Below are 16,806 nucleotides of genomic sequence, written 5' to 3' on the forward strand. Positions count from 1 at the left end.
ACAGCCGGGCGGGAGTCGCCGTGCATCGGCGGGCGTTGCGCGGGCGGGTCGTTCGTCCTTATTCGACCGTGACCGACTTGGCGAGGTTGCGGGGCTGGTCGACGTCGTGGCCGCGGGCCGAGGCGATCTCGCAGGCCAGCACCTGCAGCGGGACCGTCGTCACCAAGGGCGCCAGCAGGGTCGGGGTGCGGGGCACGGAGATGAGGTGGTCGGCGTAGGGCAGGACCGCCTCGTCGCCGTCCTCGGCTATGACGATCGTGCGGGCGCCGCGGGCGCGTACCTCTTGGATGTTGGACACGATCTTGTCGTGGAGCATGCCGCGGCCCGCCGGTGACGGGACTACGCAGACGACCGGGGTGCCGTGGTCGATCAGGGAGATCGGGCCGTGCTTGAGCTCGCCCGCCGCGAAGCCTTCGGCGTGCATGTAGGCCAGTTCCTTGAGCTTGAGCGCGCCCTCGAGAGCGACCGGGTAGCCGACGTGGCGGCCGATGAACAGGACCGTGCCCGTGCCGGCGAGGTCGCGGGCCAGGTCGCGGACCGGGTCCATGCGGTCGAGCACCGTGCGCAGCTTGTCGGGCATCTCCTGCAGCTGGGCGACGACGGCGCCCACCTCGTCGGCATATTTGATGCCACGGACCTGCGCCAGGTGCAGGCCGATCAGGTAGCAGGCGACGACCTGGGTGAGGAACGCCTTGGTCGACGCCACCGCGATCTCCGGGCCGCCGTGGGTGTAGAGCACCGCGTCGGACTCGCGCGGGATGGTGGAGCCGTTGGTGTTGCAGATGGCGAGCACGCGGGCCTTCTGGTCCTTGGCGTGGCGCAGCGCCATCAGGGTGTCCATCGTCTCGCCCGACTGGGAGATCGCGACGACGAGCGTCGAGCGGTCGAGCACCGGGTCGCGGTAGCGGAACTCGCTGGCCAGCTCGACCTCGCACGGGATGCGGGTCCAGTGCTCGATGGCGTACTTGGCGACGAGCCCGGCATGGTACGACGTGCCGCAGGCGACGATGAAGATCTTGTCGACGTCGCGCAGGTCCTGGTCGGTGAGGCGAACCTCGTCGAGCTGGATCTCGCCGTGCTCCGTCAGCCGGCCGAGCAGGGTGTCGGCGATCGCCTGCGGCTGCTCGGCGATCTCCTTGAGCATGAAGTAGTCGTAGCCGCCCTTTTCGGCCGCCGACGCGTCCCAGTCGATGTGGAAGTCGCGGCCGCTGGCCTGCGCGCCGTCGAAGTCGGTGATCTCGACGCCCTCGGGGGTGATCAGCACGACCTGGTCCTGGCCGAGCTCGATCGCCTCGCGGGTGTGCTCGATGAACGCGGCGACGTCGCTGGCCAGGAAGTTCTCGCCCCCGCCCCGGCCGACCACGAGCGGCGAGTTGCGGCGGGCCGCGGCCACCGCGCCGGGCGTGCCGGCGTCGGTCGCGAGCAGCGTGAAGGCGCCTTCGAGCCGCCGGCACACGCGGCGCATCGCCTCCGCGAGCGCCTGCGGACCGTCGAGGTCGGGATTCTCGAGGTGTACGGCGGCCAGCGCGATCTCCATCAGGTGCGCCGCGCACTCCGTGTCGGTGTCGCTGGCGAACTCGATGCCCGTCGCTTCCAACTCGGCCCGCAGGACCGCGAAATTCTCGATGATGCCGTTATGGATGACCGCGACCCGGCCGTTGCGCGACAGGTGTGGGTGGGCGTTGCGGTCGGTCGGGCCGCCGTGGGTGGCCCAGCGCGTGTGGCCGATGGCGGTCGTGCCCGTGCCGATGTGGGTGTCGGCGGTGTCGATCGGACGCTCGGCGAGGGCCTTCTCGAGATTCGCGATCTTGCCCGCGCGCTTCTCGGTCAGCAGGCAGTCAGCCCCGACCACGGCGACGCCGGCCGAGTCGTAGCCGCGGTATTCGAGCCGCCGCAGCCCGTCCAGCACGATGCCGAGCGCCGGCCGGGCGCCCACGTAACCCACGATTCCACACATGAGCCAGACTCTAACCGAAAATCGCTCACGGCGCGTGCTCGAAAGTGTGGCTATCAATCATCTGACATGAGCGATACAGCGTGTACGCTACGCGCCTACCGAGCGCTCCCGAGGGTCGGGCGAGACCGACCGTTGTGGACAGCAACCGGTACTGTCGGCGCCGTATCGCCGAGGTCGGGCCGAACCGCAACATGACGGCTATCCGCTTGCCCGCGGCATAGGTTTCCGGAACGCTCAACGGCGTTCCACGCCGCGGGCCGCCGCCCGCAGCCGCCCCCGCTTGGAGCGCAGATGAGCCGTCCCAACCCTCCCGAGCCCGACGAGTCGGCAGGCGAGGAAGCGTCGGACCGGACACAGGCCTATCCGCCTCCACCTCCCTTCCCCGCCACGACGCCGGCACCGCCCGACCCGTCCGGCGACGCGGCGCCCACGGCGCCCCTTGCCCCGCCGCCCGCGGCGGCCGACAGCTCGGCACCGCCGGCGCACGCGCCCGCCCCGGAGCCCCCGGCCAGCCCGGAGCCGCCCACGGTCGCGTCAGCACCGCCTGCGCAAGAGGCGGAGCCACCGGCAGCCGACGCAGACCCACCCGCGGTGAGCTCGGCATCGCCGGCGGATGAAGAGCGAGCCAGGCCAACGGATAGCGCGCAGTGGCCGACACCCCCGGTCGCCTCGCCGCCGAGCTCGGCGCCGCCGGTCGCATCTGCCGGCGCCGAGGCGCCTGGACATCCGGCGCCCGCCGTCACCTCGGCGCCGCCGGCGCCTGCGGCCGCTGCGGAGGCCACGCCGCCGGTCGGATCGACCGGGTCCACGGGCGTGGAGTCGCCGGCGCAGGCCGCGCCGCCGATGACCTCGGCACCGCCGGCGCAGCCGGTGAGTGGCGGACCGGCCCACCCCGCGCCGCCGATCACGTCGGCACCGCCGGCGCAGCCGGTGAGTGGCGGACCGGCCCACCCCGCGCCGCCGGTCTGGGCCCAAAGCGCCGCCACCGCGCCGGACGACGAGCCGCCGACGCTGGCCACGCCCATACCGGGCACCGATACCCGGCCCGAGACCGCGACGCCCGCAGGCTCCTTCAGCGTGCCGCCGGCCACGGCGGCCGACGCGCCGCCGCCGGAACCACCGCGACCCCCGACGTTCGGCGGCCAACCGACCACTCCACTACCGCCGCCCACGGCACCGATGCCGCAACAGCCGCAGCAGCGCGGCAGCACGCCGATCTTCACCCCCGGCTCCGCGCCGGTCTATCCGAGCGCGCCGGCCGGCTACCCGACCAGCGCCCCGCCCGGCTATTCCACCGACACGCCCCCGGGCGGACCGACCTACCCGAAGACCTCGCCGCTCCCCCCGCACGAGGCGGCCCAGAGCAGCCCCTACGCCCGGCCGCCCGGCACCCCGCCGGACGCCCCGTTCGCTCCCCCGGACCCGGCCGCCGCCTACGCGCCCCAGGCCAACCCCTACGCCCCGCCGCCGCCCCAGGCCAACCCCTACGCGCCGAGCGGGCCGGCCGCGCCGTACAACCCGTACAACGCGGCGCCCGCCTATGACCAGCCCGTCAAGCGCAAGCGCGGCAACGGCCCGATCATCGCCCTCGTCGTCGTGCTCGCCCTGCTCTTCTGCGGCGGCGTCGCCACCGCGGGCGTCCTGCTGGTGGCCAACCGCGCCAACGACGACGACCCGGTGGTCACCCAGCCGACCAACCCGAACCTTCCGGACCCGGACCCGCAAGGCCCCGACACCGACCCCGTGCCGCCGACCGACGAGCCGGACGACCCGGGCATTCCGACCCAGCTTCCGGGCCTGCCGGGCGTCGCCGGCAAGACCGTCGTCTACGAGGTGACCGGCAGCGGCCGGGCGGACATCACGTACGTCGACGATCTCGCCGGGCAGACACGCGAGCTCAAGAACGAGAAGCTGCCGTGGAAGCGCCAGTTCACCAGCACCGAGGGCTCGCTGCTGCTGACCGTCAGCGCGACCCGCTCCAACGGTGACAACGAGGACCTCGGCTGCCGCATCACGGTCGACGGCCGGGAGGCCGCGGCCGAGGACGGCAGCATCATCGGCGCCTTCTGCATCGGGACGATCTTCAACTAGGACGTACGCCGGCGGAACAGCACCGCGGCCCAGGTGAACGCGACCACGGTGATGCCGCCGAACCAGAGCAGCGCGATCCACCACGACGACCCGATCGGCGTGCCCATCAGCAGGCCGCGGGTCGTCTCCACGATCGGCGTGATCGGTTGGTGCTCGGCGACGCCGCGCAGCCACGTCGGCAGGGTGTCGACGGGCACGAAGGCGCTGCTGACGTACGGCAGGAAGGTGATCGCGAACGTCGCTCCCCCGGCGGCGTCCACGCTGCGCACCAGCAGACCGAGGCAGGCCGCGAGCCACGAGATCGACAGCATGAACAGCGCCAGGAACCCGGTCGCGGCCAGCCAGCCGCCGACCCCCGCCGCCGGGCGCCAGCCGATCAGCAGGCCGACGCCGATCACGATGGCCATCGCCACCAGGTTGCGGACGACGCTGGCGACCACGTGCCCGGTCAGCACGGCCGAGCTGACCACCGGCATCGAGCGGATCCGGTCGATGATGCCGCCGACCATGTCGTGGGTGACGCTGACCGCGGTCGTCGACGCCCCGAACCCGGCGCACAGGATGATGATCCCGGGCACCACGTAGTTGACGTACGCGGTGCCGGAGTTGATCGCGCCGCCGAAGATGTAGACGAAGATCAGCATCAGCATGATCGGCAGCATGACCGCCATCAGCAGCGCCTCGACGTTGCGGGCCGAGATGCGCAGGCTGCGGCCGATCATCGCGAGCGAGTTGTCGACCGCCCAGTAGGCGCTGGTCATCGCGGGTTACCTCCGGTCAGGGCGAAGAAGACGTCGTCGAGCGTGGGCCGGTGGATGGCGACCTTGTCGACGGTGACGCCGAGCTTGGCCATGCGGTCGAGCAGGTCCCGCACCTCCATGGCGGTGCCGGTGGTCGCGACTGTCACCGATTGCGCGCTCGACGCCGCCACCGCCTCACCGAGATCGGCCAGCGCTTGGGCGCAGTCGGCGGCCGAGGCGAACTCCAGCTCCACCCGCTCTCCGCCGATCTGGACCTTGAGCGCCGCGGCGGTCCCTTCCGCCACCGCGACGCCGTGGTCGATGAGCATGATCCGGTCGGCGAGCTGGTCGGCCTCCTCGAGGTATTGCGTCGTCAGGAAGATGGTCGACCCCCCGTCGGCCAGCTCCCGCACGAACGACCACATCTGCTGCCGGCTGCGCGGGTCGAGGCCCGTGGTCGGCTCGTCGAGGAAGATCACCGGCGGCGAGGTGACCAGGCTCATCGCCAGGTCGAGCCGGCGCCGCATGCCCCCCGAATAGGTCTTGACCAGCTTCCCGCCGGCGTCGGCCAGGTCGAACCGCTCCAGCAGCTCGACCGCCCGCCGCCGGGACGCCGACCGGCCGAGCCGCCGCAGGCGCCCCACCATCGCCAGGTTCTCCCGGCCGGTCTGCAGCTCGTCGACGGCCGCGTACTGGCCCGTCAGACTGATCTTCTGGCACACCTCGAACGCCGACGACACGACGTCGTGCCCCGCCACCGACGCGGTGCCGGCATCTGGCGGAACCAGCGTCGCAAGGATCTTCACCAACGTCGTCTTACCCGCCCCGTTGGGGCCGAGCAGCCCGAACACCGAGCCCGCCGGCACGGTGAGGTCGATGCCGGAGAGCACCCGCTGACTCCCGTACGACTTCTCGATTCCATGGACCCTGATCGCGTCCACGCCTCCCCCTACTCAAACTGTTTATGCCCTACGCTGATTGGTTTAGGCTATACGCAGTTTTAGGATGAAGCAATGCCCGAACTGCCACCCGGCGTCGACGTGCTGTGGGGACGCCGCGAGCCCGCCAAGCGCGGCCCGCGCCCCAACCTGAGCGTCGAGCAGATCGTCGACGCCGCCATCGACATCGCCTCGACCGAAGGGCTCGGCCCGCTGTCGATGAACAGGGTGGCCGAGAAGCTGGGCAAGTCGGCGATGTCGCTCTACCGCTACGTCCGCAGCAAGGACGAGCTCCTGCAGCTGATGACCGACGTCAGCGCGCTCAAGGCGGCGCCGCCCGAGCCCGACGAGTCGCTGGGCTGGCGACCCAACCTCGAGCGCTGGGCGTACGCCCTGGTCGGGCTCTATCGCAGCCACAACTGGGTGCTGCACGTGCCGCTCGGTCCCACGCCGCCGATCGGCCCCGGGCAGCTCACCTGGCTCGACCGCGCGCTGGCCTGCCTGCGCCGGACGCAGCTTCCGGCCGAGGTCCAGATCGGCGTGGTGATGTTGCTGCTCACGTTCATCCGCGGTCAGGTTCGGATGACCCAGGAGATCAACCTGGAGGCCGTCGACCTCGGGTCCGGTCAGCCCACCTACGGCGAGATGGTCCGCATGGTGGTCGACAAGGAGCGCCTGCCTGACCTGGCCCGACTGGTCGACGACGGCGTCTTCGACGGTCCCGACACGGGAATCACCGAGCAGGAGTTCGACCTGGAGGTGCAGTTCGGCTTCATGATGATTTTCGACGGCATCGAACGCCTGATCGCGGCCCACGAGGAGGAACAGTGACGGATCCGTTGGTCGCCCGGATGCGCCCGTTCGGCACCACGATCTTCGCCGAGATGTCGGCGCTCGCCGTGCGCACCGGCGCGGTCAACCTGGGCCAGGGCTTCCCGGACACCGACGGTCCACAGGAGATGCTCGACGCGGCCGCGGCGGCCATCCACGATGGACGCAACCAGTACCCGCCCGGGCCGGGCATCCCCGAGCTGCGGGCCGCGATCAGCGCCCACCAGCGGCGGTTCTGGGGGCTCGACTACGACCCCGACGGCGAGGTGCTGGTCACCGCGGGGGCGACCGAAGCGGTGGCCGCGACGATCCTGGCGCTCTGCGAGCCCGGCGACGAGGTGGTCTGCTTCGAGCCCTACTACGACTCCTACGCGGCCTCGATCGCGTTGGCCGGGGCCGTGCGCCGGCCTGTGACGCTGCGCCCGGGCGCCGACGGCCGCTACGCCGTCGACCCCGACGAGCTGCGCGGCGCGTTCGGTCCGCGTACGCGGCTGGTGTTGCTGAACTCCCCGCACAACCCGACCGGCAAGGTCTTCACGCGGGCCGAGCTCGACCTGGTCGCGGAGCTGTGCCAGGCGCACGACGTCTACGCGGTGACCGACGAGGTCTACGAGCACCTCGTGTTCGACGACGCCGCCACCCCGCACGTGCCGCTGGCCACGCTGCCCGGCATGCGCGAGCGCACGCTGCGCATCTCGTCGGCGGGCAAGACGTTCTCCTGCACCGGCTGGAAGATCGGCTGGGCCAGCGGCCCGCGCGCGCTCGTGTCGGCGGCCCTGCGGGTCAAGCAGTTCCTGACGTTCGTCAACGGCTCGCCGTTCCAGCCGGCGGTGGCGCTCGCCCTGGGCCTGCCGGACGCCTACTTCGACGGTTTCCGCGCCGGGCTGCAGACCCAGCGGGACCTGCTGGTGTCGGGTCTGCGCGACGCCGGGTTCGGCGTGCTCGTGCCCGAGGGCACCTACTTCGTCACCGCCGACATCACGCCGCTGGGCGGCACCGACGGGGTCGAGTTCTGCCGCTCGCTTCCCGAGCGGTCGGGCGTGGTCGCGGTGCCGACGCAGGTGTTCTACGACCACGAGGACGCCGGCCGCCGCCTGGTGCGGTTCGCCTTCTGCAAGCGGCCGGCAGTGCTCAACGAGGCGGTGGCTCGCCTCAGGAAGAACTAGGCGACGCGGTACGCACGGCGGCGGCGAGCCGTTCCGCGACGTCCTGGGCGGTCTCGGCGGTCGCGGCCTCGACCATGACCCGCACGAGCGGCTCGGTGCCCGAGGGGCGCAGCAGCACCCGGCCGGTGTCGCCGAGCTCGGCCTCGGCCGCCGCGGCCGCGTCGCGTACCGCCGGCGCCTCGGCGCCCTCCTTGCGGTCGCCGACCGGGACGTTGATCAGCACCTGGGGCAGCTTGGTGACCACCGACGCGAGCTCGCCCAGCGGCTTGCCGGTCGCGGCCATCCGGGCCATCAGGTGCAGGCCGGCGAGCACGCCGTCGCCCGTGGTCGCGTACGCGGGCATGATGATGTGCCCGCTCTGCTCCCCGCCCAGGGCCAGGCCCGAGGCGCGCAGCTCGTCGAGCACGTAGCGGTCGCCGACCTTGGTCTCGACCAGCGCGATGCCCTCGTTCTTCATGGCGATCTTGAGGCCGAGGTTGCTCATCACCGTCGTGACGAACGTGTCGCTGGTCAGCGTGCCGGCCTCGCGCATCGCCAGCGCGAGGATCGCCATGATCTGGTCGCCGTCGACCTCGTCGCCCGTGGCCGTGACCGCGAGGCAGCGGTCGGCGTCGCCGTCGACCGCGATACCGAGGTCGGCGCCGTTGGCCAGCACGGCCTCGCGGACCGTGTCGAGGTGGGTCGAGCCGCAGCCGTCGTTGATGTTGACGCCGTCGGGCTCGGCGTGGATGGCGATCACCTCGGCGCCGGCCTCCCGGTAGACCACCGGGGCGATGTCGGCGGCCGCGCCGTTGGCGCAGTCGACGACGACCTTGAGGCCGGCCAGCGGCTGGGTGACCGAGCCGACCAGGTGCTGCACGTAGTGGTCGGCCCCGTCGAGCAGGTCGTGCACCCGGCCGACGGCGGCGCCGGTCGGGCGGCTCCAGCCCGCGGTGCCCGCCTCGATGGCGGCCTCGATGCGGTGCTCGATGTCGTCGGGCAGCTTGTGGCCGCCGGCGGCGAAGATCTTGATGCCGTTGTCGGGCATCGGGTTGTGCGAGGCCGAGAGCATGACGCCGAAATCGGCCTTGGTCTCGCCGACCAGGTAGGCCACCGCCGGCGTCGGCAGCACGCCGACCCGCAGCACGTTGGCGCCGGCGCTGGTCAGGCCCGCGACGGTGGCCGCCTCGAGCATCTCGCCCGACGCCCGGGGGTCACGGCCGACGACGGCCAGCGGAGGGTGGGACCGGTCGACTTCGGCGAGCGTACGGGCGGCCGCGACCGCCACGGCCAGCGCGAGCTCGGGGGTGAGGTCGGCGTTCGCCTTCCCGCGTACCCCGTCGGTGCCGAAGAGACGGCCCATCTGGAAACCTCCGCTGTGATGTGTCCGGGAATGCCAACGGCCGGGCCGCCGTCGCACATGGCGATGGCTGATCCCGGCCGTATGGTCAGTGAATCAACGCTTGGAGTACTGCGGGGCCTTACGGGCCTTCTTGAGACCGTACTTCTTGCTCTCCTTGACGCGGGCGTCACGGGTGAGGAAGCCGGCCTTCTTGAGCGCCGGGCGGTCGTCGCTGTCGTTGGCGATCAGCGCGCGGGCGATCGCGAGGCGCAGCGCGCCGGCCTGGCCGGTGATGCCGCCGCCGCGCAGGTTGGCGATGACGTCGAAGGCCTCGGCCTTCTCGGCGGTCACCAGCGGCTCGCGGATCAGCTGCTGGTGGACCTTGCTCGGGAAGTACTCCTCGAGCTCACGGCCGTTGCAGGTGATCTTGCCGGAGCCCGGCACGATGCGGACCCGGACGATGGCTTCCTTGCGCCGGCCGACGGTCTGGATCGGGCGGTCACCGCGCGGGGCGCGGGTCGCGGGAGCGGGCGCCGGAGCGGTGGCGGTCGCGGTGGGGGCCTCGGCGACGGCGGCCGGGGTGGGAGCGCTGACATCGGTCATGTTGGTGACTTCCTCGTCCGCGCTCACTGCGCGATCTGCTTGATCTCGAACGGCACCGGCTGCTGCGCGGCGTGCGGGTGCTCGGCGCCGGCGTAGACCTTCAGCTTCTTGATGAGCTGACGGCCAAGCTTGTTGTGGGGAAGCATGCCCTTGACGGCAAGCTCGATCGCGTGCTCGGGGCGCTTGGACAGCAGCTCCTCGTAGCCGACCTGCTTGAGACCGCCCGGGTAGCCGGAGTGGCGGTAGGCGACCTTGGTCTGCCGCTTGTTGCCGGTCAGCGCGACCTTGCCAGCGTTGACGATCACGACGAAGTCGCCCGTGTCGACGTGGGGGGCGAAGGTCGGCTTGTGCTTGCCGCGCAGCAGCGTGGCCGCGTGGGTGGCCAACCGGCCCAGCACGACGTCAGACGCGTCGATGATGTGCCACTGACGCTCGATCTCACCCGGCTTCGGGCTGTACGTACGCACAGGTTTACCTTGTCTCGTCGTCGGTCTGGGGTCGCACGCCAGAGATTGTCACGTCGCGCACAACAGCAGACAACAATACCTGCTGCGAGCAGGCAGGGTCAAAACGGGGTTTGTGGCCGGGGCCACGGTCATTCTACCGCGAGCCGGTAGCCGCGTTTCACCACCGTCTGCACCACTTTGGGGATGCCCAGTCCGGCCCGCAGCCGGGCCACCGCCATCTCGACCGCGTGCTCGTCGGCGCCCCTCGGCAGCGTACGCAGCAGGGCAGCCCGGGAGAACACCCGGCCCGGCTCCGCGGCCAGCGCCCGGAGCACCGCCATCGGCCCGGGCGCCAGCGGCTTCAGGGCGCCGTCGACCACCGCGGCGTGCCCCCGCAGGGTGAGGTCGTGCCCGCCGACCCGCACGCTGACCGCGCGGGGTGGCAGCTCCTTGATGATCGTGCGGACCAGGGCGCCGACCCGGGCGCGGCCGGGCGCGACGACCGGCACGCCGTGCGCACGCAGCGGGGCCGCGGTGACCGGGCCGACGCAGGCGGCGAGGACGCCGTCGCGGAAGGCGGCCAGCACGTCGGGGCCGCTCGGTCCGGCCGCACGGAGCAGCGCGTGGACCGCGGGGGCGGAGGTGAAGGTGACCGCGTCGACCAGGCGGCCGGCGATCAGGTCGACCATCCGGTCCAACGGGGCGGGGTCGAGCGGGGGCGCCCAGCGGTAGACCGGTATCTCGATCACCGTGGCCCCGGCCGCCTCGAGCGCCGCGGTCCACTCCGGCTGGCGCTCACCGGGCAACTGCATGGCCACCACCTGACCGCGTACGCCGCGGTGGCGCAGGTGGTCGATCACCTCGGCGTAGCTCTCCTCCACGGGTACGCCGTGGTCGGGGCCGCCGCGTACCCGTGGGTCCCGGGTGACGAGATAGGCCTGGGCGAGCACGCCGCGCAGGGGTTCGGCCAGGCCCCAACCGTCGGCGGCCTCCAGCCAGCCGCGCATGCCGATCGAGGTGTTGGCCACGACGATGTCGGGCGGGCGGTCGAGGCAGGCCCGGGTCGCGGCCCGGAGCTCCGTGTCGTCGGCGAGCGGGACGATCCGCAGGGCGGGCGCCAGCACCACCCGGGCGCCGCGCCGCTCGAGCAGCGTGGCCAGGGTGTCCCCGTTGCGGTCAGCGGTGACGCCGACTGTGAAACCCGTCAGTTCGGCCGACACGTCCGAAGCGTGCAGGCGCGCCGTTTCGGCGCCGCGTCCCGTTTGTTTCGAAAGTGCTAAGAGGCGCCGGTCTGTTTGGCGGGCGTACCTTTCTGATGGCGGTTGGTATGGTCTTTGGTATGACCGCAAAGGTGACCCTGTCGTTCTCCGACGAGACGATCGAGGAGGCGCGCCGGTTCGCCGCGCGCGAGGGGATGTCCCTGTCCGCGTGGATGGACCAGGCGGCGCGGGAGAAGGCGGTGCGTGAGCTGTTCACCGCGCACGCCGCCGCGGTCGGCCGGGCCGGGGCCGGCGCCGACGTCGGCTTCGACGAGGCCGCCGCGCTGGCCGACGAAGAGGAGATCGCGATGGTCGACGAGGCCCTCTTCGGAGGCGACGGGCGTGCCGCGTAGGGGCGAGATCTGGCGCATCAACGGCGCCCGTGAACGCCTCGGCCTGGTGATCAGCTCCGACCTCTACAACAGCACCGACGTGCCCATCGTGATCGTGGCCGAGGTGGTCGACTCCGACCTGCTGCGGGACTCGCCGCTGGCCGTACCCATGGGCTCCTATGTGGTCATGCCCGACCGGCTCTCGTCGCCGATGAAGAAGTGGTTCGAAGAAGTGGTCGACGTCGCCGACAGCGACACGATGTTCCGGGTCTCGCGGGCGCTGCGGATACTCCAGAACCTCTGACACTGCGTAGTTATCCACAGTCTCCAATCGGCGGGTGGCGGTCCGCTTGTGAGGGCCGTACCGTGCCCGCATGGCCTATCGGACCTGGGGCAGGGTGCTGCTCGCGGCGCTTGTCGTCGGCCTGCTCGCTGGTGCCGGCCAACTCGGCTTCGCCTACGGGCTGGGCGTGGTGCGGTTCGCCCGTGACTTTTCGCAGTTGTCCGGCCAGTGGACCGCGCACCTGGCCTGGGTGGCCTGGTTCGCGATGCTGGCCGCGGTCGCTGGCGGTGTCGCCGGCAGTTTCTTCGGTGCCCGGGCCGGCCTGACGGCGACCGTCGGCACGCGCGTCGCGGTGTCGGTCGCCGGCGGCGTCGGCGCCCTGGCCGTGGCGCCGCTGGCGATGCTGCCGGCGCGGGGGGCCGTGGCGGCGTCCGGCGATGCGGTGACGATCGCGGGGCTGTCGGCGGCGTTGGGGGCGCTCGTCGGCGTGTTCGCGGCCGTCGCCGTGCTGTCACAGCGCGTGGCCGGCCTCAACCTGGGCGCGATCACGGTCGTGGTCTGGCTGGTCGCGCTGCTGTCGGTGGCGCCGTCGCTGGGCCCCGACGACCCATTGCCCGAGGTACGCCTCGGCGTGCTCGACGCGGCCTGGCTCGGCGACGGTCTGGCGCAGCGGCTGGCCGTGATCCTGATGCCGGCCCTGGCGCTGGCGGTCGGCGCCGGCATCGGCGCGCTGGCCCGGTGGCGCGGGCTGCCGTTGATCCCGGTCGCCGTGTCCGGGGTGGTGGGGCCGGCGATGCTGGCGCTGGCCTATCTCATCGCGGGGCCGGGCGACGGTGGCGATCGTTACCAGGCGGCGCCTTACTGGGGTGCGCTGATCGCGGTGGCGGCGGGCGGGCTGGGGTCGGTGCTGGCCGCGGTGGCCCGGCAACTCACCGGAGGCGAGAGCGGCGCGTCCGTGCCGCGGCACGGTGACCACACGGCCGAGGTCTTCCCCGGAGCCGCCACGGACGACACGGTTGTCGCGACCGGCGCCAAGGCGGAGGCCGACGAGCCGTCCCGAGGCTCCTGGGGCGGCGAGAAGCCGTCGGCGGGCGGGCGCGATGACGATTCGTTCAGCAGCCGGTCGTTCGGTGGCGAATCCGCGGACCGCGACGGTCCCGGTGGCTCGGCGTCGGGCTTCGGCGACCGCGATGCGCTTGGTGGCTCGGCCGCCGGCGGCTTTGGCGGTCGCGGCGACCGCGACCCGCTGGGCGGGTCGGCGTCCGGCGGCGCCTTCGGCGGTCGGGACGACCGCGACCCCCTAGGTGGGTCGACCTCCTCGTTCGAGGGTGGCTTTGGCAGCGGAGCGGCGCTTGGCCGCGAACGCGCGGGCGACGACCGTCCGGGTGCCGCACGCGACGACGACCGGTCGGCGTCCGGTGGCGACTTCGGGTCGTCGCGGGCGCGGGACCTGGGCGACGTCGAGCGCTCCTCGACACCTCGGGTCGGCGACGGTTTGTCGCCGTCGAGCTCGGGGGCGTCGTTGTTCAATCCGCCGACGCCGGTGGCGCCGCCGCGTCAACCCGAGGTCCTGTCGCCGCCGCCCGGGCCTGAGCCGACGCCGATCCGGCCGTTCGACCGGCAGCCGTCCGCGGGCCCAGGCGACTGGCGCACCGACAGGACCTCGACGTTCTCGACGCCGTCCGTGCCCGTCGTGCCGGCCCAGCCGACCGGCGCTTCCGAGCGGCGCGACGACGGTGAGGCCCGTCAGCGGCCGACCGCGATCCGGCCACGGCCGTTGGACCGCGAGCCGCGGGACACCCCCGAGGCGCCCGCGAAGGACGACTGGCGCACGCGCGGCTCGCAGTCCGGCGGTCCGTCGGCGCGGCCCGCGGACGAGATGCCCGACTGGCGGCTCGCGCCACCGGCCTGGACGCCGCCGGCCCCGGTGCAGCCCGGTGAGCCGACCAACGAACCGACCAGCGAGCCGACCGGCGACGCCGGAGCCGACTACGAGGCCGTGCCGGCCAAGGCACCGGAGCAAAAGCGGCGCGGGCTGTTCCGCCGCAAGAACAAGCCGGAGCCGGCCGCTCCGAAACCGGCCGCCGACGGTGACGACGATTGGGTGCAGGTTTCCGAGTCGGCCGCGTCGAACGCCGACGCCGGACCGTCGGCCACCAGCGAGCAGGCGCCGACCGGGCCGCGGGGCTTCGGCTTCGGCGGCCTGGTCACCAGCCGCTTCGGCCAGGAGAAGGAAGATCCGGAGAACGGCGTCGACGCCTTTGGGGAGCGCATCGGGGACAGCGCAGCTGATCGACGGTCGGGCACGCTTCGGGGTGGCGACCAAGGCGCAGCCGCGCCGCGGTCTGGTGGCTCCTACTCGGCCGGTGACGACGGGGCGGCCACGGGCGTCCGGTCGTGGGCCGACCGGGCCGGCGCCCGCGCGGCGGCCCCCGCCGAGCCGGAATCCGACCCGAAGGAGCGCAGCGGCCGGCGGTCCGACCGCCACCTGCGCAGCGTCGACCTGGGCGACTCCGACACGGGCAGCTGGGACATCGACGACCCGGCCCCGGCCGCCGACAAGGACGACGACAAGACGTCGGACGACGCCGACGCCAAGCCGGGCCGGACGGGTCTGTTCCGCCGCAACCGCGCCGCCGCCGAACCGGCCGAAGCGCAGCCCGAGGCGTCGGCCGACGAGACGTCGCCGGAGCCGCCCCGCGGCCGCCGCGGCAAGGCCGAGAAGCAGCGCGACGACGACTACGTCGACTGGGTGGCGGGCCTCAGCGCCCCGGAGCCGGTCAACGAACGCCGCCGCGACGACACCCCACGCCGCAGCCTCCGCTCCACCACCCGCCAAACAGAGGACTGAACGCCGCGCGGCTCCGCACCGCGCGAGGCCCGCGGCGGCCACACGGCGCACGGCGCGGAGCCGCGCGGGCGGGCGCGGAGCGCTAGGCCGAGAAGCCGGCGAAGGTCGACGCCGCGAAGCTCGGCCAGCCGAAGTGGTTGAGCGGTCCGCTCCCGTTGCCGAGCTCCCAGTCGCGGGCGCCGACCAGGCTGCGTGACACGTAGTCCTTGGCCGCCACCAAGGCCTCCAGCACGTCGTCGCCCAGGGCCAGTCGGGCCGCGATCCCCGCTGAGAAGGTGCAGCCGGTGCCGCGGCTGTTGCGGGTCTGGACCCGTGGGTAGCGCAGGAAGCGCGCCCCCGCGTCGGTCCACACGGCGTCGACCGCCTCGTCGCCGGCCACCATGTCGCCGCCCGTTACCACCACGAACTTCGGGCCGTTGGAGGCGATCTGGGCCGCCGCTCCCGCCATGTCGGCCGGGGTCGAGACCTGCCAGCCGACCAGCGCCGACGCCTCGTCGCGGTTGGGGGTGGCGACCGCCGCGTAGGGCAGCAGCCGCTCCAGGGCGCTGACCACGCCGCGCCGCCGGCCCGAGGCTGATTCCAGCACCGGGTCGACGACCAGGTTGGGCAGCACCCCCGAGCGCGCCTTGGCGGTCACCGCGGCGGCCGCCTCGGCCGTGGCCAGCATGCCGACCTTGACCGCGGCCACCGGCAGGTCGTCGAGCACCGCGGTCAGCTGCGCCGAGACCACGTTGCCGGGTAGTTCGAACACGTCCTGGATGCCGCGGGTGTTCTGCGCGGTCACCGCCGTCGCCACCGATGCGCCGTAGAGCCGCATCGCGGCGAACACCTTCAGGTCGGCCTGCAGCCCGGACCCGCCGCTGGAGTCCGAGCCGCCGATCGCGAGCACCGCGAGTGGTGTCGTCATGGATCCTCCCGCCTCTCGTCCTACACGGGTAGCACCCGAGCCGGGACGAGCAACGGACTAAATCGCACTAACGATCGACAGCCGGAGCAACCAAGTCACCCGAGCGCGCGCAGCTCCGCCAGGTCCCCCGCCGACGGCTGCCACGCGACCGCCGCCGCGTTCTCCCGAACCTGCTCCGGCGTCGTGGCCCCCGCGATCACCGACGCCACCGCCCGCTCGGCCGCCAGCCCGCCGATCGCGACATCGAGCATCGACAGGCCACGCGCCGACGCGTACGCCGAAAGCGCGTCGAGCCGATCCCACGGCGCCTCCGCGAGCCGCCGCGCGAACCGCTCCTTCTCCAACCGGGTCCCGGCCGGCGCCGACTGCCCACGCCGGTACTTGCCGGTCAGCAGCCCGCTCTCCAGCGGGAAGAACGGCAGCACGCCCAGCCCGAACCGCTCACAGGCCGGCACCACCTCAGCCTCGATCGACCGGTTGAGCAGGCTGTAGTGGTTCTGCACGCTGACGAACGGCGCCCAGCCGCGGGTCCGGGACACCCAGGCCGCGTCGACGACCTCCCAGGCCGCGAAGTTCGAGCAGCCGACGTAGCGCACCTTGCCCGCGGTGACCAGATCGTCCAGCGCCGACAGCGTCTCCTCGATCGGCGTCGCCGGGTCCGGCTCGTGCATCTGGTAAAGATCGATGTAGTCGGTCCCGAGCCGGCGCAGCGACCCCTCGACCGCCCGCAGCACGTATCGCCGGGCACCGCGCGCCCCGAAATCCGGCCCGTTGATCCCCGACATCGGCTTGCCGAACTTGGTCGCCACCACGACGTCGTCCCGGCGACCTTGGAGAGCGGCTCCCAGAAAACGCTCAGACAACTCGTGGCCCGCGCCGCCATATGTATCCGAGGTGTCGAAGAAGTTAATTCCCAGTTCGAGGGCGGCATCGACGACCGCACGCGCCGCGCGCTCGTCGATATCGCGGCCGAAGGTGTTGCAGCCGACGCCGGCGACCGAGACCACGAGTCCCGAATTGCCGAGCCGGCGGTAGCTCATCGCGCTCACGCCGTACTCCAGAAAAGAGGGTTCTGTCACAC

General features: G+C 72.6%; 15 protein-coding genes. 6 read left to right on the forward strand and 9 right to left on the reverse strand.

Translation table 11 applies throughout. The features are described from left to right. Positions 1-58: 58 nt before the first annotated feature. On the reverse strand, positions 59-1,957 hold the full coding sequence (gene glmS / locus O7635_RS04710) for a glutamine--fructose-6-phosphate transaminase (isomerizing) (protein ID WP_278079186.1): 1,899 nt from the start codon (positions 1,955-1,957) through the stop codon (positions 59-61). 813 nt (positions 1,958-2,770) lie between these two features. On the opposite strand from glmS, the gene O7635_RS04715 reads away from it, so the two are divergent. Then, positions 2,771-4,048, forward strand: a complete 1,278-nt coding sequence (locus O7635_RS04715; RefSeq protein WP_278079187.1) for an MmpS family transport accessory protein — start codon at positions 2,771-2,773, stop codon at positions 4,046-4,048. Here O7635_RS04715 and O7635_RS04720 read toward each other — a convergent pair. Together O7635_RS04720 and O7635_RS04725 are read right to left on the reverse strand one after the other, a co-directional pair. Beyond that, the gene (locus O7635_RS04720) at positions 4,045-4,809 is read right to left on the reverse strand and encodes an ABC transporter permease (RefSeq protein ID WP_278079188.1); all 765 of its coding nucleotides are present in this window, start codon (positions 4,807-4,809) and stop codon (positions 4,045-4,047) included. The genes O7635_RS04715 and O7635_RS04720 overlap by 4 nt on opposite strands. Continuing rightward, positions 4,806-5,729, reverse strand: coding sequence for an ATP-binding cassette domain-containing protein (locus O7635_RS04725; protein ID WP_278079189.1), 924 nt, complete (start codon positions 5,727-5,729; stop codon positions 4,806-4,808). Before O7635_RS04725 ends, O7635_RS04720 begins: the two co-directional genes overlap by 4 nt. 72 nt (positions 5,730-5,801) lie before the next feature. On the opposite strand from O7635_RS04725, the gene O7635_RS04730 reads away from it, so the two are divergent. Both O7635_RS04730 and O7635_RS04735 read left to right on the forward strand, forming a co-directional pair. Beyond that, complete coding sequence (locus O7635_RS04730) at positions 5,802-6,557, forward strand: TetR/AcrR family transcriptional regulator (RefSeq protein WP_278079190.1); 756 nt, start codon at positions 5,802-5,804, stop codon at positions 6,555-6,557. A gap of 20 nt (positions 6,558-6,577) precedes the next feature. Beyond that, complete coding sequence (locus O7635_RS04735) at positions 6,578-7,723, forward strand: pyridoxal phosphate-dependent aminotransferase (protein ID WP_278085367.1); 1,146 nt, start codon at positions 6,578-6,580, stop codon at positions 7,721-7,723. Here O7635_RS04735 and glmM read toward each other — a convergent pair. From glmM to O7635_RS04755, 4 genes are all read right to left on the reverse strand, one after another. After that, a complete protein-coding gene (gene glmM / locus O7635_RS04740) occupies positions 7,710-9,065 on the reverse strand; it encodes a phosphoglucosamine mutase (RefSeq protein ID WP_278079191.1) in 1,356 nt (451 codons plus the stop codon). The two genes, O7635_RS04735 and glmM, sit on opposite strands and share 14 nt — an antisense overlap. A gap of 93 nt (positions 9,066-9,158) precedes the next feature. Beyond that, positions 9,159-9,647 (reverse strand): 30S ribosomal protein S9, encoded by a 489-nt coding sequence (gene rpsI, locus O7635_RS04745; RefSeq protein WP_278085368.1) that lies wholly within the window; start codon positions 9,645-9,647, stop codon positions 9,159-9,161. Between the two features lie 23 nt (positions 9,648-9,670). Then, the gene (gene rplM, locus O7635_RS04750) at positions 9,671-10,114 is read right to left on the reverse strand and encodes a 50S ribosomal protein L13 (RefSeq protein WP_278079192.1); all 444 of its coding nucleotides are present in this window, start codon (positions 10,112-10,114) and stop codon (positions 9,671-9,673) included. A 128-nt stretch (positions 10,115-10,242) separates the two neighbouring features. Continuing rightward, a complete protein-coding gene (locus O7635_RS04755; protein ID WP_278079193.1) occupies positions 10,243-11,313 on the reverse strand; it encodes a uroporphyrinogen-III synthase in 1,071 nt (356 codons plus the stop codon). Between the two features lie 119 nt (positions 11,314-11,432). On the opposite strand from O7635_RS04755, the gene O7635_RS04760 reads away from it, so the two are divergent. From O7635_RS04760 to O7635_RS04770, 3 genes are all read left to right on the forward strand, one after another. Continuing rightward, positions 11,433-11,705, forward strand: coding sequence for a DUF6364 family protein (locus O7635_RS04760; protein WP_278079194.1), 273 nt, complete (start codon positions 11,433-11,435; stop codon positions 11,703-11,705). Further along, complete coding sequence (locus O7635_RS04765) at positions 11,695-11,988, forward strand: type II toxin-antitoxin system PemK/MazF family toxin (protein WP_278079195.1); 294 nt, start codon at positions 11,695-11,697, stop codon at positions 11,986-11,988. The genes O7635_RS04760 and O7635_RS04765 overlap by 11 nt, the downstream gene beginning before the upstream one ends. 70 nt (positions 11,989-12,058) lie before the next feature. Continuing rightward, positions 12,059-14,818 carry an MFS transporter gene (locus O7635_RS04770; protein WP_278079196.1) on the forward strand — a complete coding sequence of 920 codons (2,760 nt, stop codon included), beginning with the start codon at positions 12,059-12,061 and terminating at the stop codon, positions 14,816-14,818. Positions 14,819-14,900: 82 nt separating this feature from the next. Here the strand turns inward: O7635_RS04770 and thiD are convergent, their stop codons facing one another. Further along, positions 14,901-15,725, reverse strand: a complete 825-nt coding sequence (gene thiD, locus O7635_RS04775) for a bifunctional hydroxymethylpyrimidine kinase/phosphomethylpyrimidine kinase (RefSeq protein ID WP_278079197.1) — start codon at positions 15,723-15,725, stop codon at positions 14,901-14,903. Between the two features lie 95 nt (positions 15,726-15,820). Then, positions 15,821-16,765: an aldo/keto reductase gene (locus O7635_RS04780; protein WP_278085369.1), complete on the reverse strand. Its 945-nt coding sequence runs from the start codon at positions 16,763-16,765 to the stop codon at positions 15,821-15,823. Between the last annotated feature and the right edge of the window lie 41 nt (positions 16,766-16,806).

This window comes from Asanoa sp. WMMD1127, from assembly GCF_029626225.1.
GTDB lineage: Bacteria > Actinomycetota > Actinomycetes > Mycobacteriales > Micromonosporaceae > Asanoa.